Source organism: Acinetobacter guerrae (genome assembly GCF_009372255.1).
In the GTDB taxonomy this organism is placed as follows: domain Bacteria; phylum Pseudomonadota; class Gammaproteobacteria; order Pseudomonadales; family Moraxellaceae; genus Acinetobacter; species Acinetobacter guerrae.
Window position 1 is genome coordinate 1 of sequence record NZ_LXGN01000012.1, and the last position, 20,766, is coordinate 20,766.

General features: G+C 40.1%; 18 protein-coding genes. 2 read left to right on the forward strand and 16 right to left on the reverse strand.

Going from position 1 to position 20,766, the window contains the following annotated elements; translation table 11 throughout:
• Positions 1-608: 608 nt before the first annotated feature.
• The 7 genes from A7A69_RS07980 to A7A69_RS08010 all read right to left on the reverse strand — a co-directional run bounded on the left by A7A69_RS07980 (position 609) and on the right by A7A69_RS08010 (position 6,553).
• Complete coding sequence (locus A7A69_RS07980; RefSeq protein WP_338325128.1) at positions 609-1,487, reverse strand: SphA family protein; 879 nt, start codon at positions 1,485-1,487, stop codon at positions 609-611.
• Positions 1,488-1,808: 321 nt separating this feature from the next.
• On the reverse strand, positions 1,809-2,870 hold the full coding sequence (locus A7A69_RS07985) for an NADH:ubiquinone reductase (Na(+)-transporting) subunit F (RefSeq protein ID WP_152876844.1): 1,062 nt from the start codon (positions 2,868-2,870) through the stop codon (positions 1,809-1,811).
• Between the two features lie 14 nt (positions 2,871-2,884).
• Positions 2,885-3,247 carry a phenol hydroxylase subunit P4 gene (locus A7A69_RS07990; RefSeq protein WP_152876846.1) on the reverse strand — a complete coding sequence of 121 codons (363 nt, stop codon included), beginning with the start codon at positions 3,245-3,247 and terminating at the stop codon, positions 2,885-2,887.
• Between the two features lie 117 nt (positions 3,248-3,364).
• Positions 3,365-4,891, reverse strand: coding sequence for an aromatic/alkene/methane monooxygenase hydroxylase/oxygenase subunit alpha (locus A7A69_RS07995; RefSeq protein WP_152876848.1), 1,527 nt, complete (start codon positions 4,889-4,891; stop codon positions 3,365-3,367).
• Positions 4,892-4,957: 66 nt separating this feature from the next.
• Entirely contained in the window at positions 4,958-5,224 is a 267-nt protein-coding gene (locus A7A69_RS08000) for an MmoB/DmpM family protein (RefSeq protein WP_151724887.1), read from the reverse strand.
• Between the two features lie 21 nt (positions 5,225-5,245).
• Entirely contained in the window at positions 5,246-6,241 is a 996-nt protein-coding gene (locus A7A69_RS08005) for an aromatic/alkene monooxygenase hydroxylase subunit beta (RefSeq protein ID WP_152876850.1), read from the reverse strand.
• A gap of 18 nt (positions 6,242-6,259) precedes the next feature.
• Positions 6,260-6,553 carry a phenol hydroxylase subunit gene (locus A7A69_RS08010; protein WP_151981866.1) on the reverse strand — a complete coding sequence of 98 codons (294 nt, stop codon included), beginning with the start codon at positions 6,551-6,553 and terminating at the stop codon, positions 6,260-6,262.
• Positions 6,554-6,946: 393 nt separating this feature from the next.
• Between A7A69_RS08010 and mobR the strand changes: the two genes are divergently transcribed.
• Positions 6,947-8,671 (forward strand): phenol degradation transcriptional regulator MobR, encoded by a 1,725-nt coding sequence (gene mobR / locus A7A69_RS08015; protein WP_152876852.1) that lies wholly within the window; start codon positions 6,947-6,949, stop codon positions 8,669-8,671.
• Between the two features lie 100 nt (positions 8,672-8,771).
• Here the strand turns inward: mobR and benE are convergent, their stop codons facing one another.
• From benE to benA, 5 genes are all read right to left on the reverse strand, one after another.
• Entirely contained in the window at positions 8,772-9,995 is a 1,224-nt protein-coding gene (gene benE / locus A7A69_RS08020) for a benzoate/H(+) symporter BenE (RefSeq protein WP_152876854.1), read from the reverse strand.
• Between the two features lie 47 nt (positions 9,996-10,042).
• Positions 10,043-10,828 carry a 1,6-dihydroxycyclohexa-2,4-diene-1-carboxylate dehydrogenase gene (locus tag A7A69_RS08025; protein ID WP_152876856.1) on the reverse strand — a complete coding sequence of 262 codons (786 nt, stop codon included), beginning with the start codon at positions 10,826-10,828 and terminating at the stop codon, positions 10,043-10,045.
• Between the two features lie 30 nt (positions 10,829-10,858).
• Positions 10,859-11,875 (reverse strand): benzoate 1,2-dioxygenase electron transfer component BenC, encoded by a 1,017-nt coding sequence (benC, locus tag A7A69_RS08030; RefSeq protein WP_152876858.1) that lies wholly within the window; start codon positions 11,873-11,875, stop codon positions 10,859-10,861.
• Positions 11,876-11,949: 74 nt separating this feature from the next.
• Positions 11,950-12,459 carry a benzoate 1,2-dioxygenase small subunit gene (benB, locus tag A7A69_RS08035; protein ID WP_151832913.1) on the reverse strand — a complete coding sequence of 170 codons (510 nt, stop codon included), beginning with the start codon at positions 12,457-12,459 and terminating at the stop codon, positions 11,950-11,952.
• On the reverse strand, positions 12,456-13,841 hold the full coding sequence (benA, locus tag A7A69_RS08040) for a benzoate 1,2-dioxygenase large subunit BenA (protein WP_120370415.1): 1,386 nt from the start codon (positions 13,839-13,841) through the stop codon (positions 12,456-12,458). Before benA ends, benB begins: the two co-directional genes overlap by 4 nt.
• Positions 13,842-14,273: 432 nt before the next feature.
• Here benA and benM point away from each other — a divergent pair, with 432 nt between their 5' ends.
• Positions 14,274-15,188: a benzoate utilization transcription regulator BenM gene (gene benM / locus A7A69_RS08050; RefSeq protein WP_152876860.1), complete on the forward strand. Its 915-nt coding sequence runs from the start codon at positions 14,274-14,276 to the stop codon at positions 15,186-15,188.
• Positions 15,189-15,261: 73 nt separating this feature from the next.
• Here benM and A7A69_RS08055 read toward each other — a convergent pair whose 3' ends face one another.
• From A7A69_RS08055 to salA, 4 genes are all read right to left on the reverse strand, one after another.
• Positions 15,262-16,659 carry an MFS transporter gene (locus tag A7A69_RS08055; protein WP_171500795.1) on the reverse strand — a complete coding sequence of 466 codons (1,398 nt, stop codon included), beginning with the start codon at positions 16,657-16,659 and terminating at the stop codon, positions 15,262-15,264.
• Between the two features lie 37 nt (positions 16,660-16,696).
• Positions 16,697-17,944 carry an OprD family outer membrane porin gene (locus A7A69_RS08060; RefSeq protein ID WP_152876862.1) on the reverse strand — a complete coding sequence of 416 codons (1,248 nt, stop codon included), beginning with the start codon at positions 17,942-17,944 and terminating at the stop codon, positions 16,697-16,699.
• Positions 17,945-18,277: 333 nt separating this feature from the next.
• Complete coding sequence (locus A7A69_RS08065) at positions 18,278-19,168, reverse strand: LysR family transcriptional regulator (RefSeq protein WP_120370404.1); 891 nt, start codon at positions 19,166-19,168, stop codon at positions 18,278-18,280.
• A gap of 174 nt (positions 19,169-19,342) precedes the next feature.
• Positions 19,343-20,614, reverse strand: a complete 1,272-nt coding sequence (gene salA, locus A7A69_RS08070) for a salicylate 1-monooxygenase (protein ID WP_152876864.1) — start codon at positions 20,612-20,614, stop codon at positions 19,343-19,345.
• Positions 20,615-20,766 lie beyond the last annotated feature (152 nt).

The window sequence follows — 20,766 nt, forward strand, 5'->3', positions numbered from 1 at the left end:
AAATCGCCAAAATGAATAAGTTGGGTGGCTTACGCTGCTAGCCCAACTTTCAAACTACGTCCACATGTTGCATGGGTATTTCACAATTAACTGACCTATAAATTTGGGGTGTTTCACTGTGAAATCGTAAATGCGTTATGGATTTGCAGCCTGCTTTTATCTGTTCCTTAATGATCAACTCTACCGAAAAAGCATGTTTTATCCAACACCTCTAAAAGTATGTTTTCATGCTTTTTAGGTATGTTAATGTGTAATACATATTTTTCTTGTCTGTAGTTGGAAAGTTAAACTTACAGGGTCATTTAAGCCATAAAATTTATTATTTTTCATTAAATTAAAAACACAACATAACATCTTGTGAAATAGTTTTTTGAGGAATCAAAGTCTGTATTCAATAGATACAGTGTGATGCTTTACCATCATAAATGGAATATTAGCTTAGACAAAAGAGAGGGCTATTTTTAAGCTGAAAGGTGATTAAGATTTTTAATTAGATTGGTTGAATTCTTTTTTAAATACTTATTTCATCATAGAATTTTTATGTATTTTTTTAGATATCCTCCAATCCATAGATGGGAACAGAGGATATTCAAAATTATTTTAATCAACTAAAAAGCCCAGATGAGTTTTAACCATGCAGTATCTCCTTTAGGTCGATTTTCCACTTTTGTTTCGGTTAAATATTTTGCTTCAAGCGACCAACCTTGTTGCTGATACTGAATTGCTGGGCCGACAGCAATACTTTCACCACGGAAACCGATATCAATGCTCTCTTTTTTATCATCGCTCATTTGTTTAAAGACATAGCCTTGAACCGCGATACTCACATCAGGAAATACCTGATAACCGAGACTGTAATCTGCCGAAAAATACTGCCCTGACTGATAATCTGTATCGTTATTTTCGGTGTTAAAACTATAGGCCATTTTAGTCGAGATATCCCAACCCGCATGATTATAGCTATAAGCAAAAATTGGTCTAAAGGTATAATAGTTTTTACCAATGTTGGCGAGACGATCTGCATCATAATCGCCTGTAGGTAAAATATTCTCAAAAGCTGCAATCCAGTGATGACTGCCGTTGTGCCAACCTAACATAGGAGCTAGCATCATATCGCCAAGACCACTTCGATGATCACGCTCTCCAGCCATTTGTACACGTAAATCGACCAACGGCAAAATGCCATAAAATCCTAACTGTCCATTCAAAATTTTCTGATCAGTCATCCAGACCATACGTGGTACAAATGCATGCACATCCAAATCGAAATCTGGAATCAGTTCGTCGCCATTGGAATCGAGAAATTCTGTCGCACGATATTGCTGGTAATAGCCTAAAAAATATAAACCTGCGGGTGGTAAAGCGCCTGCCATAATGCCTTCTGCACCATGAGGAAACGAATCTGCTCCACTTTCAGTCGCACATACGGAACTTGAAAAAATTCCTAACATTATCCCAACGGCCACGCCACTTATATTCTTTAAGATTTTTCTGTTTATGGGTTGTTTATTCCATTGTTGTTGTTTCATATTTTGCGTCCTATCCATCCTGAATGAGACTCTGGCCAAACTCCAATCCCCGAAATTTGGCATGCACCTCACCCATACTGAAAATAAAGTACAAGACAGAAAATGATCCAAGCTCTTTATTTAAGCAGTATTAGTTCTGATGCGAGTCTAATTTTATTGTCCTTAACTAAAATATTGCTGCTAAATGCAGTATTGGTAGTAAATTCAGCGTATTTCAAAGTTCTAACTTGGCAGTTCCAAAATGATGATGCGCTCTGGAACTACCAAATATCTTGTCTTTTAAATATGCCTAAATAACGCTGAACGTGATTCTGCTTTTGCACCATCAGCAGCACTTAAAAAGCGTTCGGTATGGATGTCCCTTTCAAACAAACGACTTTGCATTAATGTAGAAATTGCTGCATCGATCATTGGAGGTGGCCCACATAAATATGCTTTGTGTCCAGAACAACGCTGCTCGAAATAATTGGCAACCGCTTCATGCACATAGCCTGTAAACCCTGTCCATTGATCCTCTGCTTTTGGCGCATTTAAAGCAGGGATATAACGAAAATTAGAATATTGCTTGACTAAATCTTCAAATAATTCGCGATGATAAAGCTCAGCCACATCCCGCGCGCCTTGAAATAAATAAATGGTACGTTGGTCATCAGATTGCAATAAATCCAAAATCATCGACTGTGGACTCGATAAACCTGATCCGCCTGCAATAAAAATGACATCCTGCATATCGGACTTACGGACAAAGAATTGTCCATATGGTCCTGAAAGCTGTAATGCATCGCCGACTGCAAGCTGCTCATGTACATAGGTCGTTGCTACACCGCCTTGTACATGGCGAATATGCAGTTCGATAATGCCCAGTTCATTGGGCGAATTTGCAATTGAAAATGCCCGTGTTCCTTCGATATCAGGTAGTTGCAAGTTGATATATTGTCCTGCCTGAAATTGCATAGGACGATCGATCTGTAAACGGACCCCTTTAATGGTCGGAGAAAGATCACTAATCGATAATACAGTCGCCTGATAATCCTCAATCAGATAACCAATGAAATCTGGATCTTCATCTACATCTGCCTCAATGATCATGTCAGATTCAGGTTTACAACAGCAGGCCAAAACCTTTTGTTCTTCACGCTCGATATCCATTAAAGCAAAAGGTGAAGCGTCACCAACATCATAAAATCCATCTGTCACTTGCACTTTGCAAGTTCCACATGTCCCATGACCACAGGCAAAGGGTAACCAAACACCCTGACGCAATGCCGCATCAAGGATCGTTTGATCTTCGGCAACCTCGATGGTGGTGCCAAGGGGTTCAATCGTAACTTGATAACTCATTTCACACCTCCTGATCAGACATAGGTATTGTTATAGCCATTTAAACCAGGGGTCGAAAAGCGTAGTAAGGACTTATGTCCAAAGCCCAGTTCTGCCAAAGTAGCATCAGGCTGAAGTTTGAATTCTTTTCGATCCAGTTGAAATTTTGCTTGCTGCCAATCAATCGCATTAAAGTCAGGGTGCTGCGAGAAACCTGCGGGCATTAGCGTTTGCAAAAGCTGTTGAAATGTAGCGTGTGGTGAAATCAAAAATGCTTTAGCAGAACAAAATAAAGTGTGATGATCCCAGCCGATGTAAATCAAAATATTGTCACCATAGTTGGCTTGGGCATCTCTTGGGCTAAAGCTGTAATTTTTAGTAATGGCACGTACTGGCATGTCTCGTTCTCCTATTGTCGGATATTTGCATTGCTTCCTTCCTTGCAAATATCCGAGATATCCTTGATGTCTTTAAAGACCTATTTTTTTCCGCAATTTCATCAACACAGGGGTGATTTATGCGCTTTGTCCTTTCCATTTTTTCCAGAGTTGCTGATCTGGCGAACCTTCAATATCCAGATTGTCCTCACCTGCGCGAATGTGGTAATACTCTTTAAGAATGGTTTCAAGATCAGGGCCACCACAGTTGCCTTGTAAAATTTGGTTCACAGGCAGCCATGCCTGTACATATTTTTCAGGTTCACGGCAGAAGATATCGTGACAACCATCTGAACACATGTGATAACGCTCACCGTTATAAATCGCATCACGATAGCTGAACATGCTCTGGTCACCATCCATTTCGGTAAAGGTCATCGGAATCTGACAAATCTGGCAAAGTTGTGGCAAACCATCAGAATAAAAACGTTTTCCTTCGGCTTCTAATTGACGTGCCAATTCCCAACGCGGACGGTAGTAACGATCAAAAGTATCTGGATATTTTTCAGATAACCAATCCATTTCTTCATCCGTCGGAATCCATGTATGGAAGCCTGCGGCATGACCAAAGTTATAGAAAATCCACCATGCCTGATGTGAAACATGTTCTTTTTCTTTAAGGATAACATCGCTGTATTTCGGCATACGAATACCGTAGCGACTCAAATCTTTAAACAAAGCGCCGCCTGCTTCCTCAAAATAGGTTTCCCATGCTTCTTTCCATGACATCACTTTATTTGGCAGCATATAGTCCATCATCATGCCGACAATCGACAGTAAACGGGTTCCACGCCAAAACCATTTATCAATCCATTCTTGTACAATTGGAACATTGTCTTCGTGCTGTTCAAGCAAAAATTTGACAATTTCTAGTCCCAAAGTCATGTGACGAGCTTCATCCGATTGCGCACTAAAACCAAATGTCACCGTTGCCATATCGCCGTTATAAGCGGCACCTGACATAAAGGGCACAAACAATAAATTGGTCAATACATATTCAAAGGCAAAACTAATGGCTAACAAAAATTCAAATGGCCCTGCCGAACGTGCATCTTCAAAAAATGACTTTGGTACAGACAGATACCAAACGCGGTCATGCATATGTGCCCAGTCATGGAAGCCATTAAAAAATTTATTGTAATGGCTCATGGCATGAATCTGGGTCTGCACATGACGTAACTCATCAATAGACTGCATCTGCGAAGCAATCCGTGCGCCAATCCCACTAAACTGACGACCGACGTGCGCATAACCCTGATAGGCTTGATATTCCAGTGGCGTAACAGCGGTTAGAAATAGCTTAATTGCATTGAGATAACGTTCATTGCTTACATTGAGTTGCCCGTTGTTTTGGGCAAAAGCATCAAAAATTGCATACAATTTTTTTTCTTTTTCCGACTGATATTTCCAGTAGGCATCCATTGTCAGACGAAATGGATCTTCCCACTTCGACCAATCTGTAATTTTAATGCCTTCAAACTCTTCATAAGGAAACGCATCTTTACGATCTGCATATGAAAATTCCCAATCCAGATCACGTGTCAGCATACGGTAGCGATCTTTGGCATTGAGTTTTTTACTTGGGTTTTTAACTTGGCTATTCATCCTGAAATCCTTGCTCATTATTTGTGATCTAAATCTTTGATCCTAAAAAACAGAATCAAGAAACAGTTAGTTCCATTTCAATTTAAAACTGTCATCATCTTCTTCTACGTTTCCACCGAGTGTGATCATGTTCAGTTGCAGGGATTGAATATCCCAGTCTTGTCCAAGTTTTTCTGCTACGGTTTGCGCAAGAATGATCAGTTCGCCATCACTTTCGATGCGAATCATGGCGGGCAAATATTGAATTGTCGCTTCAGGATTATCCTGTTCAATTGCCTCGACGATATAGCGTGAGGTGTCATTGTCCTGTAATGCTAAATAAACTTTTGACATGTGGTGTTCTCCCTGAATCCCTTAGACCAAATTAAGTAACAAGCCTGCACGTTTACAACGCTCTGCAATCAGACTCATCGCACGATCAACATTACTTTGTTCCAATCCCAGATTTGCCCATGCTTCAAAAGCAGATTTGACCTGTGGTAATAGTTCTTCTATCCATTTTTGAATTAAGGTTTTATTGTGTTCCGATTCATCGACCGCCGTCTTAAGTACGCTATCCGACCATTTGCGTAGATCGCTATTACACTCCTGCATAAACTCAGTAAGCATTGCAATATCACGCCCCTGATGCTCTACCAGCCATTGATCCAATTCACCATAAACTAGAGCCTGCAACATGCTGTCGATTAATAAAGTTTGTAATAGATACAACTTGAACCAGTCCTGTTCGGTCAGACTCAACTCACATAAGCGACGTAAAGGCTGCCATGCCGCATCATTCATCCAATGGTCTTTTGCCTGATCCAATGCTTCGGCAGAGTTATCATCAATAATCAAACCTATACGGGATAAATACTGCGCCATTCCCAAACGATCCATTGCAGCAAAAATACAGGCTTGAGTAATGACTGTCCCATAACCATAAGCACTGCCTGACATCATGTGCAGGTTGGCTGTCTGTTCGACATAACGAAACGGCAGCAGTGCCGTGATAATTTTCTGCTTAACCTCTTCATTCAAGTTATCGACTAAACGGCGTTTTTCAAAAAACGCATAATTATTTTCAGTACTTTCTTGTAGACGCGCCCGATGTTGTACATATGCGCCATAATAAAATTGGCGAGGATCTTTAAAGGCATACCAGTCTTGCATCACTAGTGCGGTATGAGTTTTATCGTTCAGGGTTTTATCTGGTTTCCATAACGGACGATAATGAAAATTTGCTTCGCCCTGAATATCAAAACTCACTTCTTGATAACGAGTTGCAGGCTTATTGCCAAAACGTCGTTCTATATAGGCATAGGTCTGGCGGACTGGCTGAATGCTTGATGTTTTAATTTCTAAAGTCATGTTTATCTCCGTATCGACTTAAGATTGATCATCTTGATCTGAGCTTTGGCGTGTCTGACGCACAAGGGTTGGCTCTATGCCGTAACGCCATTTATCTTCAAGGGCATCATTCAGTTGCTGTTGCTGCTCGGTCATTTCGACCACCTGATTGATACGACAAAAATCTTCAAAAGCTTGTTGAGGCAATACCAGTTCTACAAATAAGGTCGGATCATTGATGGCGAAATCGAACTCAACGAACTTGGCATGTCGATCGCCCGTAATCCGAATATATTTGGTAAAGCTGACATTTGAACAATCAACGTGATTCATATTGGCTATCCCTGATCCATACCCGTCTGATTTCAACAGGCTGATCTTGTAAAAAATCATTCCATTGCATTGCTGCATATCAGATCTCTATCAAAACTTGTGCCAACTATTTAATAGTTATAATTTTCAGATAGTTAAAAATTTATCGGATGTGTATTCGAGTTTTTATTTATTTAAATAAAGATTAATTTCAGCAAATGATGAACAAAAAATTGGGAATATTCAGCAAATCATGAACAGCGAACCATCACATAAATAGCGTATAACTGAAAACGTGGATTGCGTTTTTATCATACTTTTTGGGTATAGAATTATGCTCTAACGCTCATCACTATAAGCCACAAAATAAGCTACACTTTGGTATAAAGTCATCACCTAGGATGGGAACTGACCATGCATGCCAAGGACCAACGGCTGTTTAAACCTCGACTCAAACAAAATCAGAATATTCAGGACTTACTGGACAATATTCAGTTTGATGCCCAACATGGTCAAATCTGGTTTGAAGAAAACCGTATGCTGCTATTGCATACCAGCATCATGGGCTATCTGCGTAAAGACCTCTATCAAATGCTTGGGCATGAACGAACCAAACATTTTTTTATTCGTTGTGGTTATCAGGCAGGCATGAAAGATGCCGAAGTCACCAATAAACTACGTCCGAATATGACCGCCGAAGAAGCATTTATGGCAGGGCCTCAAATGCATGGCATTCGCGGCATGGTACAAGTCGAAGTCAATACCCTCAAGCTCTCACATGAAACTGGCAACTTTTATGCCGATTTTAACTGGTTGCATTCTTTTGAATCCGAAGTGCATCTCAATGAATTTGGCACGTCAAATGAACCTGCCTGTTGGATGTTGCTTGGATATGCTTGTGGCTATAGTAGCTTTGTGATGGGACAAACCATTATTTATCAGGAAACCAAGTGTTCTGCTAAAGGAGATGATCATTGTCAGATTATTGGCAAACCCTTGGCAGCTTGGGAAAATGCAGATGAGCTTATTCGTTTTATGTCGCCCGATCCTGTGGCTGATCAGATCATTGCCCTTCAGGCAGAATTAAAAACGCTAAAACAGAATATTTATACGCCCGCTGAAGCAGATTACACCATGTTTAATTCAGTCGGTGAATCCGCCGCTTATCGGCAGGTATGTGAATTACTCAAAAAATCTGCGGGCAGTAAGGTAGCTGTTTTATTACAAGGAGAAACTGGTGTCGGTAAAGAAGCATTTGCCCGTGGAATTCATGAAACCAGTCAACGTAAAAATTCAGCTTTTATTGCCGTCAATTGTGCCAGTATTCCACCCGATCTAATTGAAGCTGAACTGTTTGGTGTTGAAAAAGGGGCTTATACAGGTGCAACCCAATCACGCATGGGCAAGTTTGAACGTGCGCATAGCGGAACCATTTTTCTGGACGAAGTCATTGAGCTATCTCCTCGTGCGCAAGCTGCGCTACTACGGATATTACAAGAAGGTGAATTTGAACGGGTGGGCGATTCTCAAACTCGTTATATTGATGTTCGGGTTGTCGCTGCCACCAATGAAGATTTGTTTGAAGCAGTGCAGCAAGGACGCTTTCGTGCCGATTTATTCTATCGTTTAAATATATTTCCTGTAGTGATTCCGCCATTACGCGAACGGCGCGATGATATTCCACTATTGGTAAAACATTTTTTAAAACGCTTTGAGAATATGTATGATAAAACCATCAAAGGTTTGAGTGATAAAGCATTAAATTATTTAATGGGTTATGAGTGGCCGGGCAATATCCGCGAACTCGAAAATATGTTGGAACGTGCGACTTTGTTGACCGATCATCAACAAGAGATCAAATTAAGTAGTCTATTACCGCAACAGCATTTGCACCATCCGCAATCCACGCACGATCAGGTGTTATCTTCTGATATCAACCTTACAGCAACACAGCAGCAGACGATTGAACATTTATTGGATCAAAATTTTTCTCTGGAACAGTTTGAGTTGGATCTGATTCAAACTGCGTTGAATCGGAGCCAATTTAACGTGTCTGAGGCTGCGCGCTTACTGGGTATTAGTCGGGCAACACTGGACTATCGTCTGAAAAAATATTCACTGGGTATAGTGAAGCAATAAATCAGTCAAAAGCGATCATCCCATTCCAGCCAAGTGCTTCAATCAGAGTTGCTGCATCCCGCTCTATCAACCCTGCTTCATTTAGATAAAACTTAAACCATTATTTACCTGAACGAGAGCATGACTCTGGCACAGCCGCAAGAATGCTATTGCGTTTTATCAAGATCAGGTATGCTGCCATTCCGATACACATTCCCCAAAAAACTGAGCTTAAACCTAGAAAATGCATACCCGATACCGTCGCCAGAAAGGTCATTAGCGCGGCTTCGCGTTGCGTATCTTCTTGCATTGCCATACGCATATTCGTGGCAATAGCGCCAAGTAGTGCAAGCCCAGCGAGTGCCGCGACCAGTTCTTTAGGAAGTAAACTAAAAAGCGCCACAAGGCTGCCTGCAAACAAACCACCTAAAATATAAAACAAACCGTTTGCGACCCCTGCAATATAACGCTTTTCTTTAAGCTCATGCGCATCTTTGCCCATACATAACGCTGCGGTAATCGATGCCAGTACAATCGTAATACCACCCACACAGGCCACCGCAAGGGAAGCAAGACTAGCTGCTGCAATAATTGGCTTGGCTGGCACATCGTAATGACTGAGTTTTAAAATGGCCATACCCGGCAAAAACTGCCCAGTTAAGCTCACTAAAATTAAAGGAATCGCCAGATTTAAGGTGGAATACCATGACCATTCAGGCCGAATAAACTGCGGAATTGCTAAATGAAAATCCATTGTTACAGGATTCATTTTACCCAACAAGAAACTCAATGCGACGCCACATAACAATACCCACAACATGCTATAACGTGGCGAAAAGCGTCGTGCCAATAAATAGCACAACAGCATACTAAACACGATTAGCGGCAAAGAATCAGTCGCGTGAAATAGCCCAAGTCCAAATTGAAATAGGATACCCGCCATCATACCGGCTGCAATTCCTTGTGGAATCCATTTCAGCAATTTATCAAAATAGCCTGTCATGCCAACAATTAAAATGACAATGGCAGCACTGATATAGGCTCCGACTGCTTCATTTAAACTAATATTTGGAAATAAAGTTACAAGTAGAGCCGTACCTGGTGCCGACCAAGCAGTAATGATGGGGGTTTTAAAACGAATCGATAAATAAATGCCAGTCAGGGCAGCCCCGATTGAGATACCCCAGATCCATGAAATCATCATTTCTGGCGAAACCTGTGCTTTCTGGGCAGCCTGAAAAAATATAATCAGTGGTCCAGAATAAGAGATCAGAACAGCTAAAAAACCCGCCACTGTGGCTGATAGCGACCAATCCTCTTTTAAGGTTTTAAACAGGGATGTCATAGTGCCTCCTTGCAGAATCATCCTGTTAGCTTTTTAAAAGTGATCAGTTACCCCTGATCACCACCACCGACAGGAATCACACTGCCAGTGATATATGAAGATTCATCTGATGCCAAAAACACAATCGCATTGACCTGTTCATCAACACTGCCGTAGCGACCCAAGAAAGTTCGATCGATGGTTTGATCTACCACTTGCTGCATCCATGTCTTTTCATTTTCGGAGAGTGGATTAGCATTACGTGGAATTTTTCTTGGTGGTGCTTCTGTTCCTCCTGTCGCGATGGCATTGACTCGAATTCCATCTTGGGCGTGTTCAAATGCCAGTGATGCAGTTAGAGCATTTACACCGCCTTTTGAGGCTGAATATGGAATACGGTGAATACCACGTGTTGCAATAGAGGATACATTTACAATGGTACCTTTCTGATTTTTTATCATTTCAGGCAAGACCGCACGGCAACACCAGAGCGTTGGAAATAAAGAGCGATTTACTTCTTTCAAGATTTCCTCTTCAGAAAACTCCTGAAAAGGTTTCATCCAGATTGCACCACCGACATTATTAATTAATATATCGACTCGACCATAGTATTCAATTGCATGTGCTACCACAGCCTGTGCACCTGCATACGTTTCCAGATCTGCATGGATACAACTGCCTGTAGCACCTAAATGTTGACATTGCTTTAAAACGTCATCCACTAGGTCAGAACGATCAGCCAAGACCAATGTTCCGCCTTCGGCTGCAATTCGAAGCGCAACACCTTGACCAATGCCTTGTGCTGCACCCGTGACAATCACCACTTTCTGATTAAACCGCTGCATTTGGGTCATCTTTTGCTCCACATGATTCAGGTCACAAAATTAATTGGCAGAGAATTTTTCAAACAGGAAGCTGGCAGGTTTAATACCTTCTGTATCTAGCCAGCCTCTTACTGCTTCGACCATTGGCACAGGGCCGCACAGATAAATATCAACATCACCGCCATTCAGCCAGTCATTATCGATATGACCTGTGACATACCCTTTACGCTCATGTTGACTGTCTGCATGCGCCACAACGGTACGGTATTCAAACCAAGGTAATTTTTGTTGAAGCTCGTTTAGTTTTTCCAGTGCGACTAGATCAAAATCATTGGTCACACCAAAGACTAAGCGTACTGGATGCTCAGCACCTTTTTCTTCAAGCACTTGAAGCATCGACATGAATGGCGCAATGCCTGTTCCACCCGCCAGCATGAGGACAGGGCGAGTTACAGGACGTAAGTAGAAGCTACCGAATGGCCCAGTAAAGGTCATCTTGTCGCCTGATTTGGCCTGTTTACTCAAAAAATCACTCATCTTGCCTTGAGGGACATTACGCACCACAAAACCTGTTAAACGATGACCGGGTTTAGAGCTAAATGAATAAGAGCGTGTTTCTGTTGTTCCAGGAATGCCAACATTGACATATTGTCCTGCAAGAAAATGAATGTCGGGTTGACCTTCATCTAGCTCAATATCAAAGGTAATTGTAGAGTCAGACAGATTTTCAACTCGCGCCAAAGTGCCTTCAAAACTATGAATCTTGGTTTTACAAACATCGGAAGAGGCTTGGATCTGAAATACCGCATCAGACGTTGGACGACATTGACAGGCCAGAATATAGCCCTGTTCAGCTTCTTCTGGGGTCAATGCATCTTCAATATAGTTATCTTCAGGCATGTCATAACTACCTGATTCACAATATGCTCGACAAGTTCCACATGCGCCTTCGCGACAATCTAGTGGAATATTAATTTGTTGACGATAAGCTGCATCAGACAGGGTTTCGCCTTGTGCGACACGAATAAAACGGGTAACGCCATCTTCAAATTGAAGTGCTACATGATGGTTTGACATGGCATGAATCCTACAAAATTATTGAACTTTGAGACCTCAGCCAAGTCTCCTTTTGACTGAGGTTGACCTCTTTTTTAGATATGATAAATATCAATCACTTGATTGATGTAGTCGTTTTTAAGTACGACGTACTTGCTCAGGATTTTTGGGCTTTCACCTGAAAAATCGATCACATAACGCGACATGCCAAAGTAGCTATAGCTGTTCTTGTAACGGAAACTTAATGTATTCCAGTTAAAACGTACGGTGGCTTGATCACCTTCACGCGACTCAATTTCAACATTGCTGATATTGTGTGCAGTACGGGTGTCTGGCATGGTGGCGGACGAGCGTTCTGTTTTAATACGAAATACTCGATCTTCCAAACCCTGACGGTCAGGGTAATAAATCAGTGAAATTTCTGACTGTGGATCTTCAGTAAGTTTGTCATTATCATCCCAAGCTGGCATCCAGAACGATGCTTGGGGGGCATAGCATTCTAGCCATTGATCCCATTGTTCATCATCCAGAAAGCGGGCTTCGCGGTATAAAAACTGGCAGACATTTTCAATCGTGATTTTATCTAGGCTTGCTGAAACATTCATGCTGTCTCTCCTTGACTTGAAGCAAAATCTTTTTCAGCAGCAATCGCCTGTTTCATGGTTTTAAGCCAGTATTGGTGCTGTGCCAGATATAAACCTTCATCTTCGGTTTTAATGCCGCTGATTGCAGGCTTTAAGCCAATTTCATTCGCTGCATCATCTGGCCCATAAATCCAATGTTTTGCTCCACGGCACATGTCGTTCCATTCCAGATCAATCCCTGCATAGCCTGCCTGACAAGCACGGAATTCTTCTAGGTCATCTGGCGTTGCCATACCTGAAGCATTAAAGAAATCTTCATACTGGCGAATACGACGTGTGCGCGCTTCAGGTTCTTCGCCAACAGGGGCAATACAGTAAATCGTAACTTCGGTTTTATTGACTGAAATTGGACGCAATACCCGAATTTGTGAGCCAAATTGATCCATCAAATAAACATTCGGATACAGGCATAAATTACGTGAACGCTCGATCATCCATTTAGACATCGCTGCACCAAATTTCTCGGTATATTCATCGGCTTTAGGGAAGTTCGGACGATCTTCTGGGTTGCCCCATTGTGTCCATAGCAGCATATGACCATGTTCAAAGCCATAAGAACCGCCGCCCTGTTTACCCCATGATCCTGCACTCATGGCACGAATATTATCGCCTGCCTGAGTTTCTTTCCGATGTTGCGTTGTCGCCGCATAGTTCCAGTGCACCGCAGAAACGTGATAACCATCCGCACCATTTTCGGCGGTCAGTTTCCAGTTACCTTCATAGGTGTAGGTAGATGATCCACGTAAAACTTCCAGACCTTGATCAGATTGATCTACAATCATGTCAATAATCTTGGTGGTTTCACCTAAAAATTCCTGCAAAGTAGGTACATCTGGATTTAGGCTGCCAAATAGAAAACCTTTATAACTTTCAAATCGCGCTACTTTTTTCAGGTCATGTGAACCATCTTTGTTAAAGCAGTCCGAATAACCTGCGTCACTTGGATCTTTAACTTTGAGTAATTTGCCTGAATTATTGAACGTCCAACCATGAAATGGACAGGTATAAGTTGATTTATTGCCACTTTTATATCGGCACAACTGTGCGCCACGGTGCGAACAAGCATTGATCATCGCATTGAGTTCGCCATTACGATTACGTGCGATCAAGATCGGCTGACGACCAATATATGTGGTGTAATAATCATTATTATTGGGGATCTGGCTTTCATGTGCCAAGTACACCCAATTACCTTCGAAGATATACTTCATTTCAAGGTCAAATAAGGCTTGATCTGTAAAAACTGAACGATGAAGTTTAAATTCACCTGTTTCGATATTATCAACGAGTAATTCATCAATACGGTCAAGATGGCTAGTATTGATAACAGGAATACGTGGCATGTCCATTCTCCGACTTTCCAGATATTTAAGGAAGTCATCAGGTTTGTCTACTTGATATGACATAACCTGATTCCTAATCGCAATTAAGCACTTGCGCGGTGATTGTTCTACTTCAGATGATGCAAACAGGTTCGGTGCTTTGAGCAATTCAAAAGTAAAACACTCTATTTGAATGGCTTATTCAGATTACGGTGGGCAAATTTCGGCTTCATCCGCAATCTCAACAGCAGTCATTACTTACCTTGTCTGGGTTTGTGTAATCGCGACTGATATTGCTATGGTCGATTTGTGGCAATATCGACAAAAGCCATTTCAACTGATTTATACATGTTCCATCATCACATCAGCTATTGCTTGTTTATACCTTAAAAGAATGTTTTAATAAATTCCAACACATTATTTGTATACTAAAATACCTTTGGAGTATTTTAAATGGAACTTAGACATTTACGGTATTTTGTTGCAGTGGTCGAAGAACAAAGTTTTACCAAAGCGGCAGATAAACTTTGTATCGCGCAACCGCCTTTAAGCCGACAAATTCAAAATCTGGAAGAAGAATTAGGCTTACAGTTGCTCGAACGTGGTAGTCGACCTGTTAAAACCACTTCAGTTGGTCAATTTTTTTATCAATATGCCGTTAAACTTTTGTCCAATGCAGATCAAATGATCTCTATGACCAAACGTATCGCTTCTGTCGAAACGACCATTAAAATTGGATTTGTCGGTTCGTTATTATTTGGATTATTACCTCGCATTATTTATTTATATCGTCAGGCACATCCCAATCTCAAAATTGAATTATATGAAATGGGCACCAATGCACAAATCGAAGCCTTAAAAGACGGACGCATCGATGTTGGGTTTGGAAGACTTAAAATTAGTGATCCTGCGATTAAACGCACTTTGCTCAGAAATGAACGCTTAATGGTTGCAGTGCATGCCAGCCACCCACTTAACCGCATGAAAGACACTGGCGTACATTTAACTGATATTGTCGATGAAAGAATTTTACTTTATCCAACGACTACAAAACCCAATTTCTCTACGCATGTACTATCGATCTTTTCTGAACACGGACTCGAACCCACCAAGCTCAATGATGTCCGTGAAGTACAATTGGCTTTAGGCTTAGTAGCCGCAGGTGAAGGTATTTGTATTGTTCCAGAAAGCACCACCAGTATTCAGCTATATAATTTAAGCTATGTGCCTTTACTCGATCCCGATGCGATTAGCCCTATTTTTATTGCGGCGCGAAATATGGAAGAAAGCACCTATCTATACTCAATGCTTGAAACCATTCGCCAGATCTATGCCTATGAAGGTTTTTCCAATAATGCCTTAATGTAAATAAATGTCTGCTGTAAAGCAGCAGACATTTTTTGGATAAATCATTTCATGCAATGTGATCTCACTTAATCATTTATTGCACAGCAGGCTCAGAAATTTTAGATTTTTCCTGTGGATCAGTGGCTACGATTTCCTGCTGATCGGCATGATAAGCCCGACGATCATTAATTAAAAATACAGTCACTATGCCAATCACCGCAGGAATACTCAGCGCTAGAAAATTATAAAAATGTGGCAGATGTAATGATAATAACCAACCCGTTAGAATAGGCCCAAGAATCGCCCCGACACGCCCCATACCCAAGCCCCAGCCAATTCCTGTTGAGCGAATATTTGGAGCATAAAAACGTGCCATATACGCCAACAACATAATTTGTGTCCCGATTGATGCTGCACCAGCACAGGCAATTAGGAAGTACAACACCACGCTATCAAACTGGAACGACAGTAGACTTAATGACACTGCACCAAGTAGAAGTAGCGCCATGGTCACATATTTCACATTATAGCGATCACCCAAATAACCGCCCAAAATCGAGCCAATCATGCCACCAACATTAAGTGAGAATAAGAAAATCAAACTTTTTGATAAATTATAACCTGCTTCGATCATAAGTTTTGGCAACCAGTTACCGAGTGCATAAACCATGATTAACGTCATGAAAATCGAACACCAAAACATTACGGTACTAAAGGCACGTTGTTCTGTAAAAATCATTTTAATCGGTGCTTGTGCCTGAGTTTGGTTACTGGCATTCAAGACAAAAACATCATCAGGCTGATTTTGATAGCTCGGTACAAGTCTGGATAAAATATAACGTACTGTTTCATCCTTCTTCTTACGTACCAGATAGTCAATCGATTCAGGTAATAACTTCATCAATGGCAATAGAATAATCAACGGGATTCCCGCGATCATAAACATGATCTTCCAGCCATATACAGGAACTAACACAGAACCCAACGCTGCCGCAGCCATACCGCCAATGGCGTAACCACTAAACATTAGGGTAACAAAGAAGCTTTTAAATTTCTTAGGTGCATATTCACTGACCAAAGCAATCACGTTGGGCATGACACCACCGATACCCACGCCCGCCAGAAAACGGAAAATTGCAAATTGAGTCGTGGTTTTAGAAAGACCGCAAAGTACCGTGCATAAACTGAATAAAATAATACAAACCGCAATGACTTTTTTACGGCTAATATTCAGATGCTCTAATTTATCGGCCATCGTACCAAAAATCAGCGCACCGAACATCATGCCAAATAACGCAACACTACCAATAAAACCTGCGGTGACTGGATCAATTGCCCATTCTTTCATGAGCAAAGGTAAAGCAACGCCATAAATCACCAGATCATATCCATCAAAAATAATGATCAGCGTACTTAAAACAATCACACGCCAATGAAAGGGTGTAAGTTTTGATTCGTCAATCATCTGATTGACATTAATTTCCTGAGACATGTTCTCTCCTCCTTCCATAAGGAACTTTTTTAAACCCTTAGAATTTTTTGCTATAGCTTAAAAAGACGCGATTTTCATTAAAATCATTGCCATAACGGACTTTGTAAGGAATATATAACCATTGGAATGCAACCCCCTTTAATGCAGGGTTTTGAAATGCATAATTGACGATTAAATTGGTTTCTTGTTCTTTATTGCGCTGACCTAAAACCGTTTTAAAATCATAACCATAAACATGTTTTAACATCACATTTAGACCAGGCACATAATCTTTAAAATCATAACCATACATAAAATGAACAGATTTCTCGTTTTCCTTAAAAAACCCTGTTGCATTCCAGTTAATAAAATAGGTTTCAGGCAAAAAACCATCTGGTAAAGGATAGGTATCACCAATAATTTGTTGATAACCCAAACCAAAAGTATGATTTTTATATTTGAGAATTTCTAATAATCCGATATTTTGACTGTCAATGTCATAGTTTTTATTGTCTTCACTGGCTTTAAAATATTTAACTTTAGAGGTTAATGATAAATCGGAAGAAAATTTACTTAAATAATCCACACCTAAATAGTGTTTATTATAAAGATTATCCAAATTTCCATAATAATATTCTAATTTTAAATTATTAATTGGCTGATATCGCACATCAATATAATTTAAACCATCAGAATAATATGTTCTTCCATTTTTAGTAAATGAAAGTTTATGAAAACCTTCCTGATTACGTGGTGAAACTTTCGTGATTACACCAATTTCACCACTTAATTGATCGGTAAGTTTCGAATTTAGGCTGACACCTTGATAAGAAGCCAATAATTGACGGCTACGGTCCACTGCTGTTACTGGAAGATCAGGCCATAACTCACCCACACGTAACTCAGTCTGATCGTACTTCAGTTTAAGTGTACCACCATATTTCAAGAAATCACTTGCCTGCTTTTTTTCTTCAGTATCAAAGGGTAAAACGGTATCAGCCACACCTTTATCATGACTTAAACGTACCGCGTATTGAACAGTACCATCCACACCAATGTCTAAATTTTCAATGGGTGTAGAATAATAATCTGACTTATAAAATAAAGATGCACTTTGTGACCAACTTCCAGTATCTTTAACTGCACTATTATCATAATTACGATCGATCAAGGCATTTTTTAAATTAAAAGTCCAATTATCTTCTGCATAACAAGAAAGTGAAAATAATGTAGAAACCCCAATGACTCCAAATACAATTCCATTTTTATAAACATTTAAGTTGAACGCTGATTTCAAATAAAACATAATTTCATCCGTAAATTTAATAATGATCGTCCCGATCAGTTCGTAGAAAATATAATCAGAAATTTAATTTATGTTTTTTGTTATGTTGTGTCGATACATGAAAAAACATATATTCATACTTTTAAAGTATATTTAATAGATCGCTATCTTTGAGCAAATGACTTATTCCATATAGAACATAAAAAAATAGAGATTAAATCTAGAAAAAAACCAAATTATTTATAAAAAAATAAAGTTAAAATTGTCATTATGATATTTATAGGACATATAAATATTATTAATTTAATCACAATATGATAATAATGCGCATTTTAGTTAATCTGATCAAGTTGATCACAATACCGACATCACCTTTTTACAGGTCTGTATAAACCATTGTCTTGCCACTGGTTCATTACTTTGAGAAAACCAGTGAATACCAACAAAAAAACCAGTCATATCAAAAGGCAGCTCGATCACATTGACATTGGCTTGGTTCAAATACTGGGCTGCTGCTCGCATGGGTAAAGTTACCACCAGTTCTGTGCGATCGAGTACGCCTTGTAAAACCCCAAAATGAGGAACTTCGAGCGCAATATTACGCTGATAACCCAAGAGTTTTAAGACATGATCTACTTGTGTATGACCAGTAGTGGATTTAATCGCGACATGCGATTCTGCCAAATAATCCTGTAAGCTGATCTGTTCATGAATGCGTGGATGATGGCAATTAACCAATGCCACATAACGCTCCTGAAACAGCGTTTCATACTCTAACTGATGAAACGCTAAGTGCGTGCTATTAAAAACAGCAGCATCAATAAATCCTTCGACCAGCCATTTTTCAACTTGATCAATTTTAATTTCTTCAATTTCAAGTTTAATGTTCGGTGCATAACGTTGTAAATATTCAACCAATACAGGCAACAAACAAATTTCACCAATGTCTGAAAGCCCCAGACGAAACACTTTGGTTGAGGTGGCTGGATTAAAATTTAATGCTTCATCAATTGCAATTTCGACATCGCAGATGGCGCGTTTGAAAACAGGATATAATTCGTGAGCTAATTTTGTCGGCTCAACGCCATATTGAGTACGTTCGAATAATGGATTGTGCAACTGCTGACGTAAACGATTTAAGTTGTAACTGACTGAAGGCTGACTGAGATTTAAAATATCCGCAGCTTTGGTGATATTTTTAGTTTCATAAACACAAATAAAGACACGTATTAAAGCCAGATCCATGATGAATTTCCATTATTTTTATGCATTTTAAATCGAAACTAGAAATTCTCCATCTGAGTTATCCATCTGATGACAGAGACCATAAAAATCTAAGCACATTTTCATGATCAAAAGCCGTTATATCCTAAAAAATAAAGAGAATATGACTTAACATCATATTCTCTTTATCAGGTTTCACGACGCAAACTGTATTTTCATCTGAGCTTTAGCAAAGGCAACATCTTGCTTGATTGGATGTTGCCATAACCAGTCAAAACGATGAATTAAATGTTCTCCAACCTGCTCAAAGGTTGAATATTGAGATGAACACAATTCATAAATTTCACCCGATTCGCGCGAGGTACGTTGTACCTGACAGGCACGCGGTTTACGCAAATCTTCATAAACTTGTGAAAGCTTAGGCAAAGTGTGTTTGCCAAGACTTTTTTCTTCAAATAATGCAGCCAGTATGACGGCATCTTCCAACCCCTGACCAGCACCCGCTCCTTGATGCGGTAGCATGGCATGTGCTGCGTCACCCATCAGAATCACTCGACCTGATGCACTTTGATAAGTATCCAATTCGGCTAACTCATGTAAAGCCCAGATGCTTGGTTTTTCGATTAGTTTTAGTAATATTTGGCAACTTTCGCTCCAGTCAGAAAAATCGGCGAGCATCGTGTTTTGATCGACTGGTTGCGTCCACACTGTACCTTCAGGCAATGTGTTTTGGCTACGATCAGATTTAAACGCGACAATATTAATCTGTTCGCCACGACGAATTGGAAAAGTCAAAATGTGTTTGTCTTTACCCAATAACATTTGCGGAACATCGGCAATTTGCACATCAAGACCTGCCTGTTCAAGTGCCTGTTTAAAATCCTGATATTGAATGATGCCTCGATAAGCCCATGTCCCTGTAAATTGTGGATGAGCCGTTTGTAACTGTTGGCTTGCTAAAACATAATTACGTACAGCCGAATGAATTCCATCTGCACCAATCACATAATCTGCGTGTGCCGAAGTTCCATCCTGAAAACTTAAAATCACTTCATTGGCTATTTCTTCAAGAGAGGCTAATTTTTTATTGAAATAACATTTTTCACGTGGAACTTGTTTTAAAATACTGTCTAAAAAGTCGGCGCGATGTACCGATGACTGTCCAACTTTAGGCGCGACTGAACTTGATAAATATTCATCGTTATAACCATTGCGCCATTGGAACCAGACATCCTGAAATGGTTGAGCCACTTGATCTGCAATGGCATGATATTCAGCCGCCAGATTTAAACATTCAATTGCTTTAACTGCATTTGCACCGAAAGAGATTCCCGCCCCAATTTCTGAGAATTTTGGAGCAGCTTCATATAAACTTACATCCAGATGTTGATATCGAAATAAATTTGCCGCCAGTGCCAGACCTGCGATACCACCACCTACAATCGCAACACGAATTTTCTTGCTCATTTCTCAAATCCTTTGAGTTTTTTCTCTATAAGAGTATTGTGCGAGAGATAGCAGGAATAAATCCAATTGAATGTTTTCAAGAGTAGTTATTAAAAATTTAAATAACTCTATTAAAAAATCGCTCGTACCTTTGTCTTAGCTTATGCATTGAG

Bases quoted from the DNA above. Each gene is read 5' to 3' on its own strand.
- A7A69_RS08010 (WP_151981866.1), bottom strand. From the start codon at position 6,553: ATGAATCACGTTGATTGTTCAAATGTCAGCTTTACCAAATATATTCGG.
- A7A69_RS07990 (WP_152876846.1), bottom strand. From the start codon at position 3,247: ATGCCAGTACGTGCCATTACTAAAAATTACAGCTTTAGCCCAAGAGAT.
- A7A69_RS08005 (WP_152876850.1), bottom strand. From the start codon at position 6,241: ATGACTTTAGAAATTAAAACATCAAGCATTCAGCCAGTCCGCCAGACC.
- A7A69_RS08000 (WP_151724887.1), bottom strand. From the start codon at position 5,224: ATGTCAAAAGTTTATTTAGCATTACAGGACAATGACACCTCACGCTAT.
- A7A69_RS08025 (WP_152876856.1), bottom strand. From the start codon at position 10,828: ATGACCCAAATGCAGCGGTTTAATCAGAAAGTGGTGATTGTCACGGGT.
- A7A69_RS07995 (WP_152876848.1), bottom strand. From the start codon at position 4,891: ATGAATAGCCAAGTTAAAAACCCAAGTAAAAAACTCAATGCCAAAGAT.
- A7A69_RS08060 (WP_152876862.1), bottom strand. From the start codon at position 17,944: ATGTTTTATTTGAAATCAGCGTTCAACTTAAATGTTTATAAAAATGGA.
- salA (WP_152876864.1), bottom strand. From the start codon at position 20,614: ATGAGCAAGAAAATTCGTGTTGCGATTGTAGGTGGTGGTATCGCAGGT.
- benA (WP_120370415.1), bottom strand. From the start codon at position 13,841: ATGCCACGTATTCCTGTTATCAATACTAGCCATCTTGACCGTATTGAT.
- A7A69_RS07985 (WP_152876844.1), bottom strand. From the start codon at position 2,870: ATGAGTTATCAAGTTACGATTGAACCCCTTGGCACCACCATCGAGGTT.
- benC (WP_152876858.1), bottom strand. From the start codon at position 11,875: ATGTCAAACCATCATGTAGCACTTCAATTTGAAGATGGCGTTACCCGT.
- A7A69_RS08055 (WP_171500795.1), bottom strand. From the start codon at position 16,659: ATGTCTCAGGAAATTAATGTCAATCAGATGATTGACGAATCAAAACTT.
- A7A69_RS08065 (WP_120370404.1), bottom strand. From the start codon at position 19,168: ATGGATCTGGCTTTAATACGTGTCTTTATTTGTGTTTATGAAACTAAA.
- benE (WP_152876854.1), bottom strand. From the start codon at position 9,995: ATGACATCCCTGTTTAAAACCTTAAAAGAGGATTGGTCGCTATCAGCC.
- mobR (WP_152876852.1), top strand. From the start codon at position 6,947: ATGCATGCCAAGGACCAACGGCTGTTTAAACCTCGACTCAAACAAAAT.
- benB (WP_151832913.1), bottom strand. From the start codon at position 12,459: ATGAATGTTTCAGCAAGCCTAGATAAAATCACGATTGAAAATGTCTGC.
- benM (WP_152876860.1), top strand. From the start codon at position 14,274: ATGGAACTTAGACATTTACGGTATTTTGTTGCAGTGGTCGAAGAACAA.